The following is a 17,229-nucleotide window of genomic DNA, read 5'->3' as shown; positions in this document are numbered from 1 at the left end:
GCGCATCGTCATCTTTTTATGAAAGTGATTGGCGGCGCGAGGTCCGATCCGCGCGCCGCTGTTGCGTCAGGAAACGACCATCACCTCGGCGTCGGGATCGTCCGCGAACAGGCGGTCGACCTCGGCGGCCCGACGGTCGATGACCGCGCGGCGGTTGATAGTGCCCTTGTCCGAGATCTCGTGGGCGTTGGGGCTGGGCGGTTCGCGCAGCACCAGGGCCCGGCGCACGCGGGCCGCGCCGCCGGACTGGCTGCGATTGAAGACCGCCAGGCCTTCTTCGAGAAGCGCGCGCGGCGCGTCGGGCTTGGCCCACAGCATCACGCCCAGACAGGGCCGGCCGTCGTCGCACAGGACGAGATCGGTGACATGCGGCGACAGCGCCTTGAGCAGGCCGTCGCGCAGGGCGCCGCCATAGACCCAGGTCCCGCTCGACAACTTGAACTCCTCGGCCGCGCGGCCGGCGAACACCAGGCCTTGGGCGGGATCGCTGGGGTCGTGGAACAGGGCCAGATCCCCGGTGCGGTAGAAGCCTTCGTCGTCGAAGGCCGCCGCCGTCTTCTCCGGCTCGTCCAGATAGCCGGCCGTGACCTGCGGACCCTTGACCCGGACCTCGTAGCGATCGCCGACGGGCCACAGCTTCACCAGCGAACCTGGCGCGGGCAGGCCCAGGCCCACCTTGTCGGTCTCGAAGTGGATGACCATGAAGGCCGAGACGGTCTCGGTCATGCCGTATCCGCTGGTCATCATGATCCTATGGCCGGTCTCGCGCACGGCCATGGCCTGGATGCGGTCATAGACCGTCTGGGACAGGCCGGCGCCGCCGTAGAGCATCAGGCGCATGTCCTTGAAGAAGGTCTTCCGCAGCACGCCGTCCTGCTCCAGGGCGTCGGCGAGCATGGCGTAGCCTAGGGGCACGTTGTTGAAGTAGCGCACCGAGACGTCGCGCAGGTTCCGCACCGAGGCGTCGAACAGGCCCGGCACGGGCTTGCCCTCGTCGACATGCAGCGTCCCCCCCTCCAGCAGGGTGGCGCGCAGGACAAAGGCCCCGGCCGCGTGGTGCCAGGGCAGCCAGTCCAGCATGACATTGTCCCAGCCGGCCGCCTTGCCGATGGTCTGCAGGCACTGGATGCTGTTGGCCGCCAGGTTCCGGAAGGTGATCGGCACCACCTTGGGCAGGCCGGTCGAGCCGGAGGTCAGCATCAGGGCGGCCCGGTCGTCGGGCTTCAGCGCCGCGATGCTGGCCGCCACCGCGGGCGTCGCAGTCGTGGCCAGCAGGTCGGCATAGGCGACCGAGGGCTTGGAGAGGTCGGCCGGGGTCGTGGTGATGATCACCGCCTCGCCCAGGTCCAGGTGTTCCAGCGCGGCGGCGCAGGCGCGGGTGTCCTCGGCGAAGATCACGGCGGGCCGGACCTTGGCGATGACGTGGGCCAGCCGGCCGAAGTCCCCGCCCAGGGCGGCGTAGGTGACGCTGACCGGACAGACGGCGCGGCCCGACGCCTGGGCCGCGAAGGTCATCACCGCGAAGGCGGCGGTGTTCGGCGCCAGGATCAGCACCGGCCCCGCGGGCGCGCCGAGCAGCCACTGGGTCGCCGCGTCCATGTCGCGCTTGAGGTCGGCATAGGAGACGTAGCGCCAGGCCTCGCCCTCGCGGAAGGCCAGGGCGGGCTTGTCGCCGCTGGTCGCCGCGCGTTCGGCGAAGGCGTCGGGCAGGTTGGCGTTGTACGCCGCCAGGGGGATGCGCGAGGCGATCAGGATCGCCCCGTCGTCGCGATGCGTCACGTCCAGGTCGATCGGCATCAGCTCGGCGGGGCGGAACGGCGCCAGCGTCTTGTCGAGCACGGCTTGGTCCATGGTCAGACTCCGACGACCAGGCTGACGGTGGTGGTGGTCGAACCGCCGATATTGAGGGTCTGGCAGGTCTTGGCGCCCTCGACCTGATAGTCGCCGGCCTGGCCCGTGACCTGCTTGAAGGCGTCCAGCGCCATGCGCACGCCGGTGGCGCCGACGGGGTGGCCCAGGCCGATCAGCCCGCCCGAGGGGTTGATCGGCAGGCGGCCGCCGATCTCGATGTCGCCGGCCTCGATCGCCTTCCAGGCCTCGCCCGGCGCGGTCAGGCCCAGATGGTCGATGGCCATGTATTCGGTGGTGGTGAAGCAGTCGTGGGTCTCGACGACGTCGATCTGGCCAAGGTCGGAGACCCCGGCGCGGCGGCGGGCGTCCTCGATGGCGCGGCGCACCTGCGGGAACACGTAGTCCTGGTCGGCGCTGGCGCGGACCTTGGCCGAGTAGGAGATCGGCGCCGAGCGGTGGCCCCAGCCCTTGATCCGGGGCAGGCTCTCCAGTGGGATGCCTCGCTTCGCCGCGTATTCGGCGGCGCGCTTCTCAGAGGCCAGGAAGATCACCGCCGAACCGTCGGTGACCTGGCCGCAGTCCTGCTTGCGGGTGCGCCCCTCGACCACCGGATTGGCCTCGTCGTCGGCCGTGAAGCTCTTGTCGTTGAACGCCCACTGGCGGGTCTGGGCGTTGGGGTTGCGCTTGGCGTTGGCGAAGTTGATCTCCGCGATGCGCATCAAGTGCTCGTACTTCAGGCCGTAGCGGCGCTCATATTCCTCGGCCAGGTCCGAGAAGGCGCGAGGCCAGACATAGGTTGCGTCGGCGAACTCGTGGCCGGTCCAGGCCGCGGCGCCCAGATACTCAGCCGCCGTCTGGCCGCTGACATTGCGCATCTGCTCCAGCCCGACCACGCAGGCCAGGTCATAGCGGCCGGCCTCGATCTCGGCGGTGGCCGCCAGGATGGCGACGCTGCCCGAGGCGCAGGCGGCCTCGTGCCGCGCGGTCGGCAGGCCGTCGAAATCAGGGTGCACGAGGCCGAAGAAGCCGCCCAGCAGGCCCTGGTGGGCGAACAGTTCGCCGACGAAATTGCCGACGTGGCCGGTCTCGATGTCCTTCGGATCCAGGCCGACGCTGTCGAGGCCCTTACCGACGACCTCGCTGAACGCGTCGGCAAGGTCCATGTCCTGCCGGGCCCAGTTGCTGGCGAAATCGGTCTGCCAGCCGCCAAGTATGTAGACCATGTTCGTCTCCTCGTCGGGGGCGGCTCGCGGGCCGCCGATTATCGTTGGTTCAGGCCGTGGGCCGCTCGTCCATGAAGGCGGCGAACGCCGCGTGGGCGTCGCCGTAGGTTTCTCGCGGCTCGGCCGTGAGGGCGCGGGTCACCGCCGCGCCGATGTCGTCGTCCAGGGCCACGGGCGGGCCTTCGACCGCATAGGCCGCGCGCAGGCGCCCGCCGCCGGAGACCAGGGTCTGGCCCGAGACGTCGCAAGCCTCGCTGACCAGCCACGACACCAGCGGCGCCACGTCGGACGGATCCATGCGCCTCGCCAGAGCAGTGGTCAGGTGCGGCGTGGTCATGGCGGTGGCCGCGTAGGGGGCGATGGCGTTGATCCGCAGGCCGCGCGGACGTCCCTCGACCGCCAGGCCGCGCACCAGGCCGATCAGCGCCGCTTTCGACGAGGCGTAGGCGGCCATGCCGTCGCCGCCATAGAGGCCGGCGGACGAGGCGCTAAGCACGATGCGGCCCGAGCTGGTCTCGGACAGCACCGACCAAGCGGCCTGAACCAGGCTCAGCGCGCCCTGGAAATTGATGTCGAAGATCGACTGGAAGGCCTCGGGGCTTTGGCGGTGCAGGCGGCAGGTCTGGGGCACGCCAGCGTTCGAGACGACGGCGTCGAGGCGACCGAAGGCGTTCAGCGCCTTGTCGACCAGGGCGCGACCGGTCTCGGGGTTCTCGGCCTCGCCAAAGTCGGCGATCGCCCGCCCGCCGAACGCTTGAATCTCCTCCACCACCTGCTGGGCGCTGGAAGGCTCGCTACGCAAAGCCCAGCGGTTGTTGACCACCACGGCCGCGCCCCGGCGCGCCAGGTCCAGCGCATAGGCGCGCCCAAGACCCTTGCCGGCCCCGGTGACGATGACGACGCGACCGGCGTGCGGACCGTCTTGCTGGCTCATCGCTTCCTCCTTGGTTTCCCGTCGATCGTCTCGCCGACGTGGGTCTCGTTTGGTCTCAGGCTCTTCGCGCCAAGGCTCCGTCGAACGGGGTGGCCAGGGGGCGGGTCATGACGCCCGGCGGAGCCGCCACGACATGGGGGATGGCGTTGATGACGCTGCCGGCGACGGCCCACTGCTCGGCCGAGGTCGGGGCCTGGTCGCCAGGACGCTTGTCCAGGTCGAGGGTCATACGAACGCTTGGCTGGCCGGTCAGGCGCACGGACCACAGGGGAGGGGCCTGGGTCTCCAGGTGCGCCGTCTCCATGAACCAGTGGATCGAGATGATCAGGTCGCGACCACCCTCGGCGCGGCCGATCCAGCGCCAGTTGACGTGGCCGATGGTTCCTTGCGCAATCGTACCCGCGGCGATCGAAAGCTCTTGAGACGCTCCGAACACGCGGTGGTCGGTGTCGATCCGCTCCAACGTCAGATTCAGCCGCTTGGCCAGGGCTGACAGGGCCTCGGCGTACATGCCGTTCAGCGACGAGGCCGGACCCCAGTCGGGATCGTTCGGATTGATCGACGCCGGATCGAGGCCAAAGCCCAGCACGCCGAAGACGTAGTCAGGACTGCGCACCGCGCGGCAGTCGACGCTCTCGATCACCTCGATCGCGTCCAGTTCGGAGCAGACGCCGCTGGCCACGGCCGCCAGCTGCTCGGCCGCGAAGCCGGGGTTCAGGCCCGCGCCCATCAAGGTCGAGCCGCCCTTCGCGCAGGCCGCCTCCAAGGCCGCCAACCGTGCGTCGCCCCAGTGACTGGGGTCGCTGTAGCCGTTGATGCTGATGACGTTCTTGCCGCTGGCCAGCAGGGCGAGAATCTCGGCGTCGTGCGAGCCGTAGGGCGGGGCCAGACGGGCGGCGTGGATCACCACGTCGGCGTCCAGAGCCAGAATCTCATCGATATCACGGGTGGCCAGCACGCCCGTCGCGCCGCGCCGGGCGATGTCGCCCGCGTCCCGGCCCGCCTTGGCCCCGCCATAGACATACAGGCCCACGAGATCCGTCGACGGGTGGTCGATCACCGTCCGCAGGCAGCTCTTGCCCATGGCGCCCGTCGCCCACTGGATGACGCGATACGTCATGTCTCCTCCCTGTTGGAGAAGACCCTAACCTGGTAAGTCTCGTTATGAAAGTATGAAATCCACGGCCGGCGCGTCTTAGTGCGCCGGCTCCGGATTCGCGAGTTCGGAGGTCCGCTGTTCGGCCTCGATGATCTCGAACGAGACGTCGTGCGGCTCGACCGGTTGGCCGCAGCACGAGCAGGTCACGGCCGGCTCCAGCAGATGCCCGCCGACCTTATGGCGCAGGATCAGCGGAGGCCCCTCGGGCGAGACGTAATATTTGTCACCCCACTGCAGCAGCATCAGCAGGACGGGATAGTAGTCGAGGCCCTTCTCGGTCAGGCGGTACTCGAAGCGTTTGCCGGCCCGTTCGTGGGCGCGGATAACGCCCTGGGTGGTCAGCCAGGCCAGGCGCTCGGACAGGATGTTGGTCGCCATGGCGGTGTCGCGGTGGATCTCGTCGAAACGCCGGAGCCCCGTGAAGATCGACCGCAGCACCAGGCTGGCCCAGCGGTCGCCGGTGATCTGGGCGACGTCGACCATCAGGCTGGACGACTCCTCGGCCGCGTTGCGCTGCTGGCGACGGCGGCTGTAGAGCGGGACCATCCAGCCCACGCCGGGCCCCTCGGCCCAGTCGACCTCGCGCGGATTGATCTCGTCGCCGCACTTCAGGCAGGTCGGGACCGGCTCGAACAGGTGGCCGCACGTGCGGTGGCGCAGGTTCAGCCGCAGCTTGGCGGGGTTGGTCGACCAGCGCCGCTCCCAGCGCAGCATCATCAGCGCCGGCCAGTAGAGGTCCAGGCCCTTGCGGGTCATGCGGTATTCGTAGCGCGGCGGGCTGGTCGAATAGGCGCTCTTCTCCAGCACCTCCGCGGCCACCAGCTTCTTGAGGCGGTCGCTGAGCTTGGATTGCAGCAGGCCGGTGCGGTCGCGCAGGTCGTCGAAGCGTCGCGCGCCGATCCAGTTGGCCTCGAGGATCAGCAGCACCGCCGTATCCCCGACCACCTCCAGCGCGCGCCAGATCGAGCAAGTCCTGATGAATTTCGGGGCGCTCATCGCTCCGTGTCCTGACCGTGACTAATCGTTGATCAGGGTCGCGGAACAGGTGCGGTTATGCAAGTCTCCAATCGGCTTAAGTAGCCGCCACGCCAGCCAAGTCGCGCCTGACCACCTTGCCCAGGGCGTTGCGGGGCAGGGTGTCGACGATGCGCAGCTTCTCCGGCAGCTTGAAGGTGGCCAGCTCGCGCGCCCTCAGGTGCGCGGTGAGATCGTCCAGCGTCAGCGTCTGGTCTGGCCGCAGGGCGACGACCGCGCAGACCCGTTCGCCCAGGCGTTCGTCCGGATAGGCCGCGCAGCAGGCCTCGCGCACAGCGGGGTGGCTTTCGATCAGCCCGTCCAGTTCGGCCGGCGAGATGTTCAGTCCGCCTCGGATGATGATCTCCTTGCTGCGCCCGACGAACCGATAGAAGCGATTGTCCGTGTCCGGTGCGATCTCGAACAGGTCGCCCGTGCGGAAGAAGCCCTGCTCGTCGAAGGCGGCCTTGGTCACCGCCGGCGCGTTCCAGTAGCCGTCGAAGGTCATGGCGCCGGAGATCCGCAGTTCGCCCTCGCGGCCGGGCGCGACGATGTCCTGGCCGGTGGCCAAGTCGACAAGGCGGGTGCGGATCTTGCCCGGGAACTTGGCCGGCCAGTCCACGCCTGGCGCGCCAAAGCGGGGGAAGTACAGGGCCCGCTGCTCGGGATCGGGAATGGCGGCCGCCGTCGAGAACAGGGACGCGCCCTCGTTCGAGCCGAACACGTTCATGATCGTCACGCCGTACTGTTCCTGCCAGCGGCGCACCATCCACGGCGCCAGGGGCGCGGAGCCCGAACCCATGCAGCGCAGGTTCGAGAGATCCAGGTTCGCCAGCAGCGCCTCGTTCTGCAACAGCATGGTCAGAACCGCCGGCGGCGCGACGGTGTAGGCGATCTTCTCGGTCTGCATCTGTCGCAGGAACAGCGGCAGGTCGAACGGATGGTGCTGGACCAGACGGCCCTGACACAGCAGCCAGGTCATGACCATGCCGCCGATCGCGGCGATGTTGATCAGCGGGAAGGGGTTGAGGATGGCGTCGCCGGTCCGCAGTCCGGCGGCCTCGACCAGCGCCTCGCCATTCACCACCCAGTGGTCGTGGTGGCGCGGCACGCCCTTGGGCATGGCCTCGGTGCCCGAGGTCCAGCAGATGGTCAGCGCCTCGGCGGCGTCGAGGTCCGCGGGAGAAGCGAAGGGCTCCGGGGAAGCCTTGGCCGAGAGATCCCCCAGGCTGAGCGTGCCGGCGGTCGCGCCTTCCGACAGGGTGATGATATGGGCTGACGTCGCGCCTTCAGACCGCAAGCTGGTGATCATAGCCACGTGGTCGAAGCCGTGGAAGCGGTCGAGGGTGATTACGGCCTTCGGGGCGATGCTGGGCAGGATCTGGCGCAGCTCGTGAGCGCGATAGGTCATGGCCAGCGGACTGAGGATCGCGCCCATCCGCGCGCAGGCCAGGAAGCACAGAACGCCCTCGACGATGTTGGGCAGCTGGGTGGAGACAATGTCTCCACGCCCCACGCCCAGGCCGGCCAGCACATGGCACAGCGTGTCGACGCGCGCGTTGGCCTCGCGGAAGGTCAGGCTCCGCGGCTCGGAGCCGGTCAGCGCCATGCGGTTGGGGGCGTCGACCAGGGCCACCTCTTCGGGACGGGCGCGGACGGCGTCGGAGAACAACTGGTCGATGGTGCGGCCGCTCCACCAGCCCAGCCGGCGATAGTCCGCGACGCGCTCGGGTGGGCTTGGACGCACGGCTTCCTCCTAAGGCGACGGGTATTTCAGCCCTGGAGCCGTCGCCGCCTCTCAGGTCATGTTCGTATCGTTATGCAAGTAACTTGCCTCGGGCCGACGATGCACGCAAGGGCCTCGCGGTCCGGCGCGGGCCTTTTGATCCGAAGGGGTGGAAGAGGGCGACCTAGCGAAAGCGACCGTGCCGGCCGGACTTTCAAACGGCGCGGGCAGGGGCGGTCGAGCTTCGAACGATCAGGCTCAGACCCACGGACTTTGGCGGCATGGTCGTTCCACGCTCATGGATCATCGTCAGGAGCTGCTCGGTGGCGTCCCTGGCCATGTCGCGCAGCGGACGGCGGATGGTCGTCAGGCTGGGCGAGATCATCGAGGCCAGGTCCGCGTCGTCGAAGCCGGCGACCGACAGCTGGTCAGGCATGGATACGCCCGCCTCGCGCGCCGTCTTGACCACCGCCGCGGCCATGGTGTCGTTGCAGGCGAAGATCGCGGTCGGCGGCCGGTCCAGCGCCAGCAGCGACTCGGCCGCGGCCAAACCGCTCTCGAAGCCGTAGTCGCCCGGACGCAGCTCCACCTCCAGCGGCAGGCCCGAGGCGGTCAGCGCCGCCAGGAAGCCGGCCTTGCGCTCCTGCGCCGAGCGGAAGTGCGGCGGGCCTTCGATCATGGCGATGCGCCGGTGGCCCAGGTCGAGAAGGTGGCGGGCCATTTCGCCGGTGGCCGCGCGCTCCTGGCTGATCAGCATGCTGGGATAGCGCGGCGTCTCGATCGAGGCGATGCCGACCGCGGGCACGCCCAGCGCCGAAAGCCGCTCGGGAATGGCCGTGATCTCGGAGGTGGGCGGCAGGACGATCAGGCCGTCGACCCGCGAGCTATGCACGAAGCGCTCGATGTCCAGGGCCACCTCCGGGTCGCTGAAGCGCACCGGGTGGACGACCAGTTCATAGCCGTGATGGGAGCAGACCTCGACGATGCCGCGTTGCAGGACGCCGATCACGTGGGCGTTGGGATCGTCCTGCACCACGGCGATCAGGTACGAGCGGCCCGAGGCCAGGGCGCGGGCCCGAGAGCTGGGGCTGTAGCCGAGATTCTTGATGATCGTCTGGACGGCCAGGCGGGTCTCGTCGCCGACCTTGGGCGAGTCGTTGAGCACGCGCGACACGGTCCGGATCGAGACGCCGGCGGCCTTGGCGACGTCGTCGATGGTCACCGCCATGCTCGCGGCCGGATCGATCCTGATCATAGACTCTGGCGGCTCCCCAACAGCCAGGCCAGTGTCACGATATCCCGGTCGCGATCAAGCATGGCCAGCGCTGGCACGATAGGGCGCCAACGCTGGCATTGTCGATGCTACCGGTAACAAAATGTCGTTGACACCATCGCGATCGGCTTGCTTGTCTCCCGCCAGACCCGACGAACGGGCAGTGGGAGGGCGTGATGACCATGGATCGACGAGGACTGATGCTGGGGGCCATGCTTGGCGGCGCCGTACTGGTACCTCCCCATGCCGCTCGCGCCGCGACGCCGGTTGGCCCCGCGCGCGGACCCGCGCCGCACCTGTTCAGCGTCCGCGATTTCGGGGCAGTGGGTGACGGTGCGACGATCGACTCGCCGGCCATCAACAAGGCCATCGACCACGTGGCGTCGCTGGGTGGCGGCACGGTGTTTTTCCCCCGGGGGACCTATGCCTGCTACACCCTGCGCCTGAAGAGCAACATCACTCTGCATCTGGGCGAGGGCGCCGTGATCCTGGCCGCCGCGCCCAATGGCGTCGCGCCGAACGGCTATGACGATCCGGGTCCTGGAGCGGGCAACGCCTTCCAGGACTATGGACACAGCCACTGGAACAACAGCCTGATCTTCGGCGAGGGCCTGCATGACGTGTCTATCGTCGGGACGGGCCTGATCTGGGGCAAGGGGCTGACGCGCGGCCATCGCTTCCCCGACGATGCGCCGGATATTTCCGGCCCAGGCGTCGGCGACAAGGCCATCGCCCTGAAGAACTGCCGCAACGTGCTGCTGCGCGATTTCAAGATCCTGCAAGGCGGTTGGTTCGCGCTGCTGGCCACGGGCGTCGACAACATGACGATCGACAACCTGATCGTCGACACCAATCGCGACGGCCTGGACATCGACTGCTGCCGCAATGTCCGCGTCACCAACTGCACGATCAATTCGCCCTGGGACGACGGCATCTGTCCCAAGAGCTCGTTCGCCCTGGGCTATGCTCGCCCCACCGAGAACCTGACGATCTCCGACTGCCTGCTGACCGGCAATTACGAGATGGGCTCGGTGATCGACGGGACCTGGAAGAAGATGCCGCCGGGCTTCCACGGTTATGGCCGCATCAAGCTGGGCACGGAGTCGAACGGCGGCTTCAAGAACGTCACCATCACCAACTGCGTGTTCGACCACTGCTACGGCATCGCGCTGGAGACGATGGACGGGGCGCTGACCGAAGACATCGCCATCAGCAACATCACCATGCGGGGCTTGGGCTTCCCGCCGCTGTTCCTGCGCCTGGGCAGCCGCATGCGCGGTCCGGCCGGCGTGCCGGTGGGCAAGCTACGGCGGATCACCATCCAGAATATCGTCAGCCATGGCGCGACGCCGCAGCCGTCGATCATCGCCGGCGTGGCCGGTCACCCGGTCGAGGACGTCAAGATCAGCGACGTCTACTTCCATTCCCTGGGCGGCGGTTCGGCCGAGCTGGCCAAGCGGCGGCCGCCCGAGGCCGACAAGGCCTATCCCGACCCGGACATGTTCGGCGACCTGCCGGCCAGCGGCTTCTTCATCCGCCACGCCCGCAATATCGAGATGAGCAACGTCGAGATCGTCACCGAGGCGGCGGACGCGCGTCCAGCCTTCTGGCTGAACGATGTCGAGGAGATCGATCTCTTCCGGCTGCGCCTGCCCAAGGGGCCCAGCTTCCTGCTCGACCAGGTCACCGGCTTCCGGTCGTTCGGCAGCCGCTGGCTGCCCGATCGCCGGATCGACGAGACGACGACCCAAGCGTTCTGAGGATTTGATGATGCGCTTGAAACGGCTGGGACTATTGGCGGCGACGGCTCTGGTCCTGGCCGGGCCGGCGCTCGCCGCGCCGAAACCGTCGACGGCGGGCGTCTATCGCAACCCGATCCTGCCGGCCGACTATTCGGACCCCGACGTGATCCGGGTGGGAGACACCTACTACCTGGTGGCGTCCAGCTTCCACTTCTCGCCGGGCGTGCCGATCCTGACGTCCAAGGACCTGGTCCACTGGACGATCGCCGGCCATGTGCTGCCCAAGCTGCCGTTCGCGCCGGAATACGACCTGCCGGGACCCGTGCCCACCAACGACGCCGGGGCGCGGACGCCGCGAGATCAGCGCACCACGGGCCAACGCTATGCCGGCGGGGTCTGGGCGCCGTCGATCCGTCACCACGACGGCAAGTTCTATGTCTATTTCGCCACCCCCTATGAGGGGATCTTCATGTCGACCGCGACCAAGGTCGACGGGCCTTGGACCGAACCCGTGGCGGTGGTTACGGGGCCTGGCCTGGAGGATCCGTGCCCCTTCTGGGACGACGACGGCCAGGCCTATCTGGTGCATGGCAAGGTCGGCGCGGGGCCGCTGGTGCTGCATCGCATGGCTCCGGACGGCAGATCGGTGCTCGACGAAGGCAAGGTCATCGTCGAGGACGCCAAGGCCTTGCCGGTGCTGGAAGGTCCCAAGCTCTACAAGCGCAACGGCTGGTACTACATCTTCGCGCCGATCGGCGGGGTCGAGACCGGACCGCAGGCGGTGATGCGATCCAGGTCTATCTGGGGGCCATACGAGCACCGCGAAGTGCTGGTTCCGGGCAAGAGCGACCTGAAGGGGCCGCACCAGGGTGGCTGGGTCGAGACACCCTCCGGCCAGGGCTGGTTCATCCACTTCAACAGCGCCGGCGCCTATGGCCGCATCGTCCACCTTCAGCCTCTGGTCTGGAAGGACGACTGGCCGTTCATTGGCGAGCCCATTCCCGGCGCGGGGCCGCATGCGCCGGGCGGTCAGCCGGTCGCCCAGCACGCCATGCCCGACGTCGGCAAACGCTTCCCGGCGGTCTCCCCACAGACCTCCGACGGCTTCTCGGGCGCCAGGCTGGGGCCGCAGTGGGAGTGGAACCACAATCCCGACGACCAGCGCTGGAGCCTGACGGCGCGGCCCGGATTCCTGAGGCTGACGGGTGGGCCGGCGGTCAATCTGGTCAGCGCCCGCAACACCCTGACCCAGTCGCTACAGAGCCGTTCGGCGATCATCACCACGCGCCTCGACGCCAAGGGTCTGGTCGAGGGGCAAAGGGCGGGTCTGGCCATGTTCGGCGCGGGGATCGGCGCCATCGGCGTGATCCGCAAGGAGGGCCAGAACCGCGTCGTCTTCTCATTGCGAGGCGTCGACACCCTCGGTCCGGCGCTGCCGGCCGGCCCGGTCGACCTGCGCGTGGCCGTGGCGGACCAGGCCGCGAACTACAGCTATAGCCGCGACGGCGGTCGAACCTTCGTCGACATGGGCGGCGGGATCCTGCCGCGCTTCAGCTGGTGGAAAGGCGCGCGGCCGGCGCTGTTCAGCTATGGCGATCCCGGCCAGGCCAAGTCGGGCGTGGCCGACTTCGACTGGGTCGACGTCAGGTCGGTGGCGCGCTGAGAAGGGCGGGCGAGGGGACGCGCCGGCCGTTGACCGTCACGCGCTCCAGCCTCAGCCCGTGGGTGTGCGCCACCACGCTGGCCTTGGTCACCCCGTCGAAGCGACAGTCGCTGAGCACGATGTCGCCCAGCGGCGCGCCGGGCAGGCCCTGAAGGTCGACCACCTGGGCGGCGGCGGTGGCCCGCATCCGCTCGATCCGGACCTTGCGCAGCACCGGCGTGAAGCCGCCACGCGCGCCCTCCTCGTAGTTGAAGTCGCAGATGATCGCGGCCCGGGCCACGCGGCCAACGGTGATGTCGCGGGCGTAAATGTCCTGGATGACGCCGCCGCGCATGGCATTGTTCTTGAAGCGCAACGCGTACCACAGGCCCTCGCTGTCCATGTGGCAGCGCTGGATGAAGACGTTCTCGACTCCGCCGGACACTTCGCTGCCGATCACGACCCCGCCGTGGCCGTCCTTCATCACGCAGTCCTGGATCAGGATGTTTCGCGTCGCCTTGGCCAGGCGGCGGCCATCGGCGTTGCGGCCCGACTTGATGGCGATGCAGTCGTCGCCGCAGTCGAAGGTGCTGCGCTCAATGACCATGCCGTCGACGGACTCCGGATCGCAGCCGTCGGTGTTGGGGCCATGGCCGATCACCGTGACGCCGCGAACGGTCACGTTGCGGCACAGCACCGGGTGCAGCGTCCAGCAAGGCGAGTCGCGCAGGGTCACGCCCTCGACCAGCACGTTCGCGCAGTTCTGGAACTGCACCATCATTGGCCGCAGGTACGAGCCTTCGCCGAAGACCCGTTCGGCCACCGGGACGCCGCGCTCGGCCATGTCGAACAGGACCTCGCGGGCCTTGCGCTGGTTGGGCATCCCCGCACGCCAGCCAAATTGCGGGCCACTGCTCCACGACCACCAGGCCGGACCCTGGCCGTCCAGCACGCCCTGCCCGGTGATCGCCACGTCGTGTTCGCCGTCGGCGAACACCAGCGGCGAGTAGTTCATCAACTCGACCCCCTCCCATCGGGTGGGGACGATCGGATAGCGGGCCGGGTCGGTGCTGAAGACCAGGGTGGCGCCCTTGGCCAGGTGCAGCTCGACGCGACTGCGCAGGCGGATGGCGCCGGTCGGCCAGCGCCCCGCAGGCACGAGCACCCGCCCACCGCCGGCCGCCGCGCAGGCCGCGATGGCCTTGGCGATCGCCGCGCTGGTCGCCTCGACATCGCCCTCGACCGCGCCGGCCGCCACGATGTTCCAGACTCGCGAGGGGAAGACCGGTGGGCGCGCCGATCGCCGGATCGCGTCCGCCCTGGCCCAGCCGTCAGCCGCCTGAGCGAGGCCTGGCGCGGCCAGGGCCGCCATCAGCACGGCGCGTCGCGATAGATCCAGAACCTTCAAAAGCCGCCTCCTAAGCCACTCCGGGCGCGCGTCGGCGCCGCATCGGATCGACTATCGCATTTGTATCATTTTGTGGACACCTATTGCACATGTCGGAATTCCGCTTTAGCGTCTTCGAAACGGCCGCAGATGATAGCGGTACCTTTGGGAGGGGACGATGAACGCCAACCACAAACAACGCTTGTTCATGGGCTGCGAAACGGCGCTGGCGATGGCCGCCGCCCTGTTTGTGCCAGCGCTGGCAATTGCGCAGACCGCCACGCAGACTCAAGCGCCGGCTCCGGCCGAGGACCAAACCGTCACCGAAGTGGTCGTCACGGGCTCGCGCCTGTCGGCGCGCGGGTTCAAGGCCCCGACCCCGGTCACGGTGATCGGCTCCGAGGAGATCGGCCTGTCGGGCACGCAGAACGTCGAGACGCTGCTGAACGACACGCCGCAGTTCCTGGGTTCGCAGAACAATGGCCCGACGGCCAACACCGTGCCGGGCGGCACGGCGACGCTGAACCTTCGCGGCTTCGGCGCGCAGCGGAACCTCGTCCTGGTCAACGGCCGTCGCTTCACGATCACCGGGCCTGACCAGACCACCGACATCAACACGATCCCGGCGTCGCTGATCAAGCGCGTCGAGACGGTCACCGGCGGTTCTTCGGCCGTCTATGGCTCGGACGCCATCACCGGCGTCGTCAACTTCATCATGAAGGACGACTTCCAGGGCGTGGAGATGACCGGCGAAGCCCGCCAGGACACCCACACCAAGACCAAGACCTACACGGCCGACCTGACCTTCGGCACGAACTTCGCCGACGACCGCGGCAATGTCGTCGTGGCGCTGAACTACCTGGATCGCGGCGGCTACTCGCGCGCCGACCGGGGCGGCTGGGCCATGCCCACCATGGCCGATGGCTGCGTCACCGCCGCCAGCTACAGCGATACGCGGCCCGGGACGCCCATGGCCGTTCCGAGCGGCCAGACCTGTCTGACGGCCGGCGGTCGTCCGGGCCTGATCTTCGGCGGCAGCGGCACCATTCCGAACGGTCGCTTCGTCACGGTCGGCTCACCTTCGAGCGCTTCGCTGACCGCCGCCCTGGCGGCCGCGGGCTTGAGCGGATTGGGTTCGCGCGGCTTCACCTTCGACAACGCCGGCAAGGTGGCCCGGCTAGCCACGACGCCGGGCGACGACTACGATCTGGCCCCGGCCAACTACATCGTCATCCCGCAGCGTCGCTGGCTGGCCAACATGTCCGGCCACTATGAGTTCAACGCGCACGTGACCGGCTACGCCGAGGCCAACTACAGCAACAACCGCGTCTCGATGCAGTTGGCCCCCAGCGGCTTCGGCGGCAATTTCCTGCTGAACGTCAACAATCCCTACCTGACGCCGCAGCTTCAGGACGTTCTGCGCCAGCTCGACCAGCTGGAGGTCGGCACGGTTCGGGCGACCAACGGCACCTCGTCCCTGACCACGACGGCGGGCGACGGCCTGGCGATCCTGAACATCAACCGGCGCGTCCCGGAGATCGGCAACCGCACCAATACCGCCGACCGCTCGGCCTTCCGGACGGCGATCGGCCTGCGCGGCGACCTCGGCAGCGTCTCCGACAGCTATCTGAGAAACCTGAAGTACGACGCCTACTACACCTACACGCGGACCACCGACACAAGCACCTCCGGCGGGGCCATCTCGCTGAGCAAGGTCCAGGCGGGTCTGCTGTCGGTGAACGGCGCCGCGCCGCTGCTCAATATCTTCGGCGCCAACCTGTCGCCGCAGGGCATCAGCTCGATCTCGGTGGCGTCGACCAACTATACCGAATCCTCGCAGCAGGTGCTGGCCGCCAGCCTGGCCGGCGAGCTGTTCGACACCTGGGCCGGCCCGATCGACTTCAGCACCGGCGCCGAATACCGCAAGGCCTCCGCGCGGTTCGTGCCCGACAGCTTCCTGGCCTCCGGCGACGTCTCCGGCTTCAACGCCGCGCTGCCGACCCAAGGCTCGGAGTCGGTGAAGGAGGTCTATGGCGAAGTCCGCGTCCCGCTGTTGAAGGACTCGCCGCTGGGCCAGCGCGCCAGCGCCAACGGCGCCTTCCGCTACTCGGACTACGATCTCCCGGGCGTCGGCGGCGTCTGGACCTATTCGGTGGGCGGCGAATACGCGCCGATCTCCGACGTCACCCTGCGCGGCCAGTTCCAGCACGCCATCCGCGCCCCGAACGTGGGCGAGCTGTTTGGCGGCAACACCACCAGCGGCCCCTCGGCGGTCGATCCCTGCTCGAGCCGTCAGCCGACGTCCCAGCAGACCGCCGCCGTGCGCGCCATCTGCGTGGCCACCGGCGTGCCCGCCGCCTCGGTCTTCACCCTGGCGGTGCAGCCCAACACCTTCATCAGCCAGGTCTCGGGCGGCAACCCCAATGTCGGCCCCGAAAAGTCGGACACCACGACCTTCGGCGTCGTGCTGCAGCCGCGCTTCCTGTCTGGCCTGATGCTCAGCGTCGACTACTTCAAGATCAACCTGGACGGCGCCATCGCGCCCCTGGGCGGCGGGATCGCGAACACGCTGAGCCTTTGCTACAACACCATCCAGGACGCCAGCAGCGCGTTCTGTAAGGCGATCACCCGTGATCCCTTGACCGGCCAGATCGCCGCGCCGGGCTATGTCACCACGACCAACGGCAACACCGGCGGCCTGAAGACCTCGGGGGTCGACATCAACGCCAACTACCGCTTCAACCTGGCGTGGGGTCCGTTCGGCGACAGCCGCTTCGATATTGGGACCAACCTGACCTATACCGACGAGTTCACCGCCACGCCCGTCCAGGCGCTGCCGGCGACCAAGAACTATTGCGTCGGTTCGTTCGGCCCGACCTGCGGCCAGCCGATCCCCCGCTGGAAGGGCGCCTCGCGCATCACTTGGCGTTCGGGCCCGGCGACGCTCAGCCTGCGTCACCGCTATATCGGCGAGGTCACGGTCGACACCTACCTGCTGCCCAAGCGCCTCGGCGCGGCGTTCCCCGACAAGGCGGCGCTGACCACCCCGGTGATCAAGGCGCAGAACTACTTCGACCTGACCGGCGGCTATGACGTGACCAAGGATCTCTCGCTGACCGCGGGCGTCCGCAACCTGTTCGACAAGAACCCGCCGATCGTCGGCTCGTCGGCCCCCTCCAACAACACGTTCTCGGCGACCTACGATGTCGAGGGCCGGGTGGTCTACGCCAGCGTGACCGCGCGGTTCTAGTCGGATCTCGGACTGGCGACGGGTCCTT

The 17,229-nt window shown here is 68.4% G+C and carries 11 protein-coding genes; 3 read left to right on the top strand and 8 right to left on the bottom strand.

Annotated elements, in window-relative coordinates; genetic code table 11:
* Positions 1-66: 66 nt before the first annotated feature.
* The 7 genes from ACW175_RS18595 to ACW175_RS18565 all read right to left on the bottom strand — a co-directional run bounded on the left by ACW175_RS18595 (position 67) and on the right by ACW175_RS18565 (position 9,162).
* Entirely contained in the window at positions 67-1,851 is a 1,785-nt protein-coding gene (locus ACW175_RS18595) for an AMP-binding protein (protein WP_492101472.1), read from the bottom strand.
* A 2-nt stretch (positions 1,852-1,853) separates the two neighbouring features.
* Positions 1,854-3,074: an acetyl-CoA acetyltransferase gene (locus tag ACW175_RS18590; RefSeq protein ID WP_492101471.1), complete on the bottom strand. Its 1,221-nt coding sequence runs from the start codon at positions 3,072-3,074 to the stop codon at positions 1,854-1,856.
* A 49-nt stretch (positions 3,075-3,123) separates the two neighbouring features.
* Entirely contained in the window at positions 3,124-4,008 is an 885-nt protein-coding gene (locus ACW175_RS18585) for an SDR family NAD(P)-dependent oxidoreductase (RefSeq protein ID WP_492101470.1), read from the bottom strand.
* Between the two features lie 55 nt (positions 4,009-4,063).
* The gene (locus ACW175_RS18580; RefSeq protein WP_492101469.1) at positions 4,064-5,128 is read right to left on the bottom strand and encodes an NAD(P)H-dependent amine dehydrogenase family protein; all 1,065 of its coding nucleotides are present in this window, start codon (positions 5,126-5,128) and stop codon (positions 4,064-4,066) included.
* A 75-nt stretch (positions 5,129-5,203) separates the two neighbouring features.
* Positions 5,204-6,163: a winged helix-turn-helix transcriptional regulator gene (locus ACW175_RS18575; protein WP_492101468.1), complete on the bottom strand. Its 960-nt coding sequence runs from the start codon at positions 6,161-6,163 to the stop codon at positions 5,204-5,206.
* A 76-nt stretch (positions 6,164-6,239) separates the two neighbouring features.
* Entirely contained in the window at positions 6,240-7,928 is a 1,689-nt protein-coding gene (locus ACW175_RS18570) for a class I adenylate-forming enzyme family protein (protein WP_492101467.1), read from the bottom strand.
* 193 nt (positions 7,929-8,121) lie between these two features.
* On the bottom strand, positions 8,122-9,162 hold the full coding sequence (locus ACW175_RS18565; protein ID WP_492101466.1) for a LacI family DNA-binding transcriptional regulator: 1,041 nt from the start codon (positions 9,160-9,162) through the stop codon (positions 8,122-8,124).
* A 194-nt stretch (positions 9,163-9,356) separates the two neighbouring features.
* Between ACW175_RS18565 and ACW175_RS18560 the strand changes: the two genes are divergently transcribed.
* A complete protein-coding gene (locus ACW175_RS18560) occupies positions 9,357-10,940 on the top strand; it encodes a rhamnogalacturonidase (protein ID WP_492101465.1) in 1,584 nt (527 codons plus the stop codon).
* Positions 10,941-10,947: 7 nt separating this feature from the next.
* Positions 10,948-12,585 (top strand): glycoside hydrolase family 43 protein, encoded by a 1,638-nt coding sequence (locus ACW175_RS18555; RefSeq protein ID WP_492101464.1) that lies wholly within the window; start codon positions 10,948-10,950, stop codon positions 12,583-12,585.
* Here ACW175_RS18555 and ACW175_RS18550 read toward each other — a convergent pair.
* Positions 12,566-13,972, bottom strand: a complete 1,407-nt coding sequence (locus ACW175_RS18550; RefSeq protein WP_492101463.1) for a glycoside hydrolase family 28 protein — start codon at positions 13,970-13,972, stop codon at positions 12,566-12,568. The two genes, ACW175_RS18555 and ACW175_RS18550, sit on opposite strands and share 20 nt — an antisense overlap.
* Before the next feature lie 157 nt (positions 13,973-14,129).
* Between ACW175_RS18550 and ACW175_RS18545 the strand changes: the two genes are divergently transcribed.
* A complete protein-coding gene (locus tag ACW175_RS18545) occupies positions 14,130-17,201 on the top strand; it encodes a TonB-dependent receptor domain-containing protein (protein WP_492101462.1) in 3,072 nt (1,023 codons plus the stop codon).
* Positions 17,202-17,229: the final 28 nt, after the last annotated feature.

It is taken from the genome of Caulobacter sp. FV1ye6ST, assembly GCF_058681225.1.
This window is presented reverse-complemented; position numbering and strand designations above follow the sequence as displayed.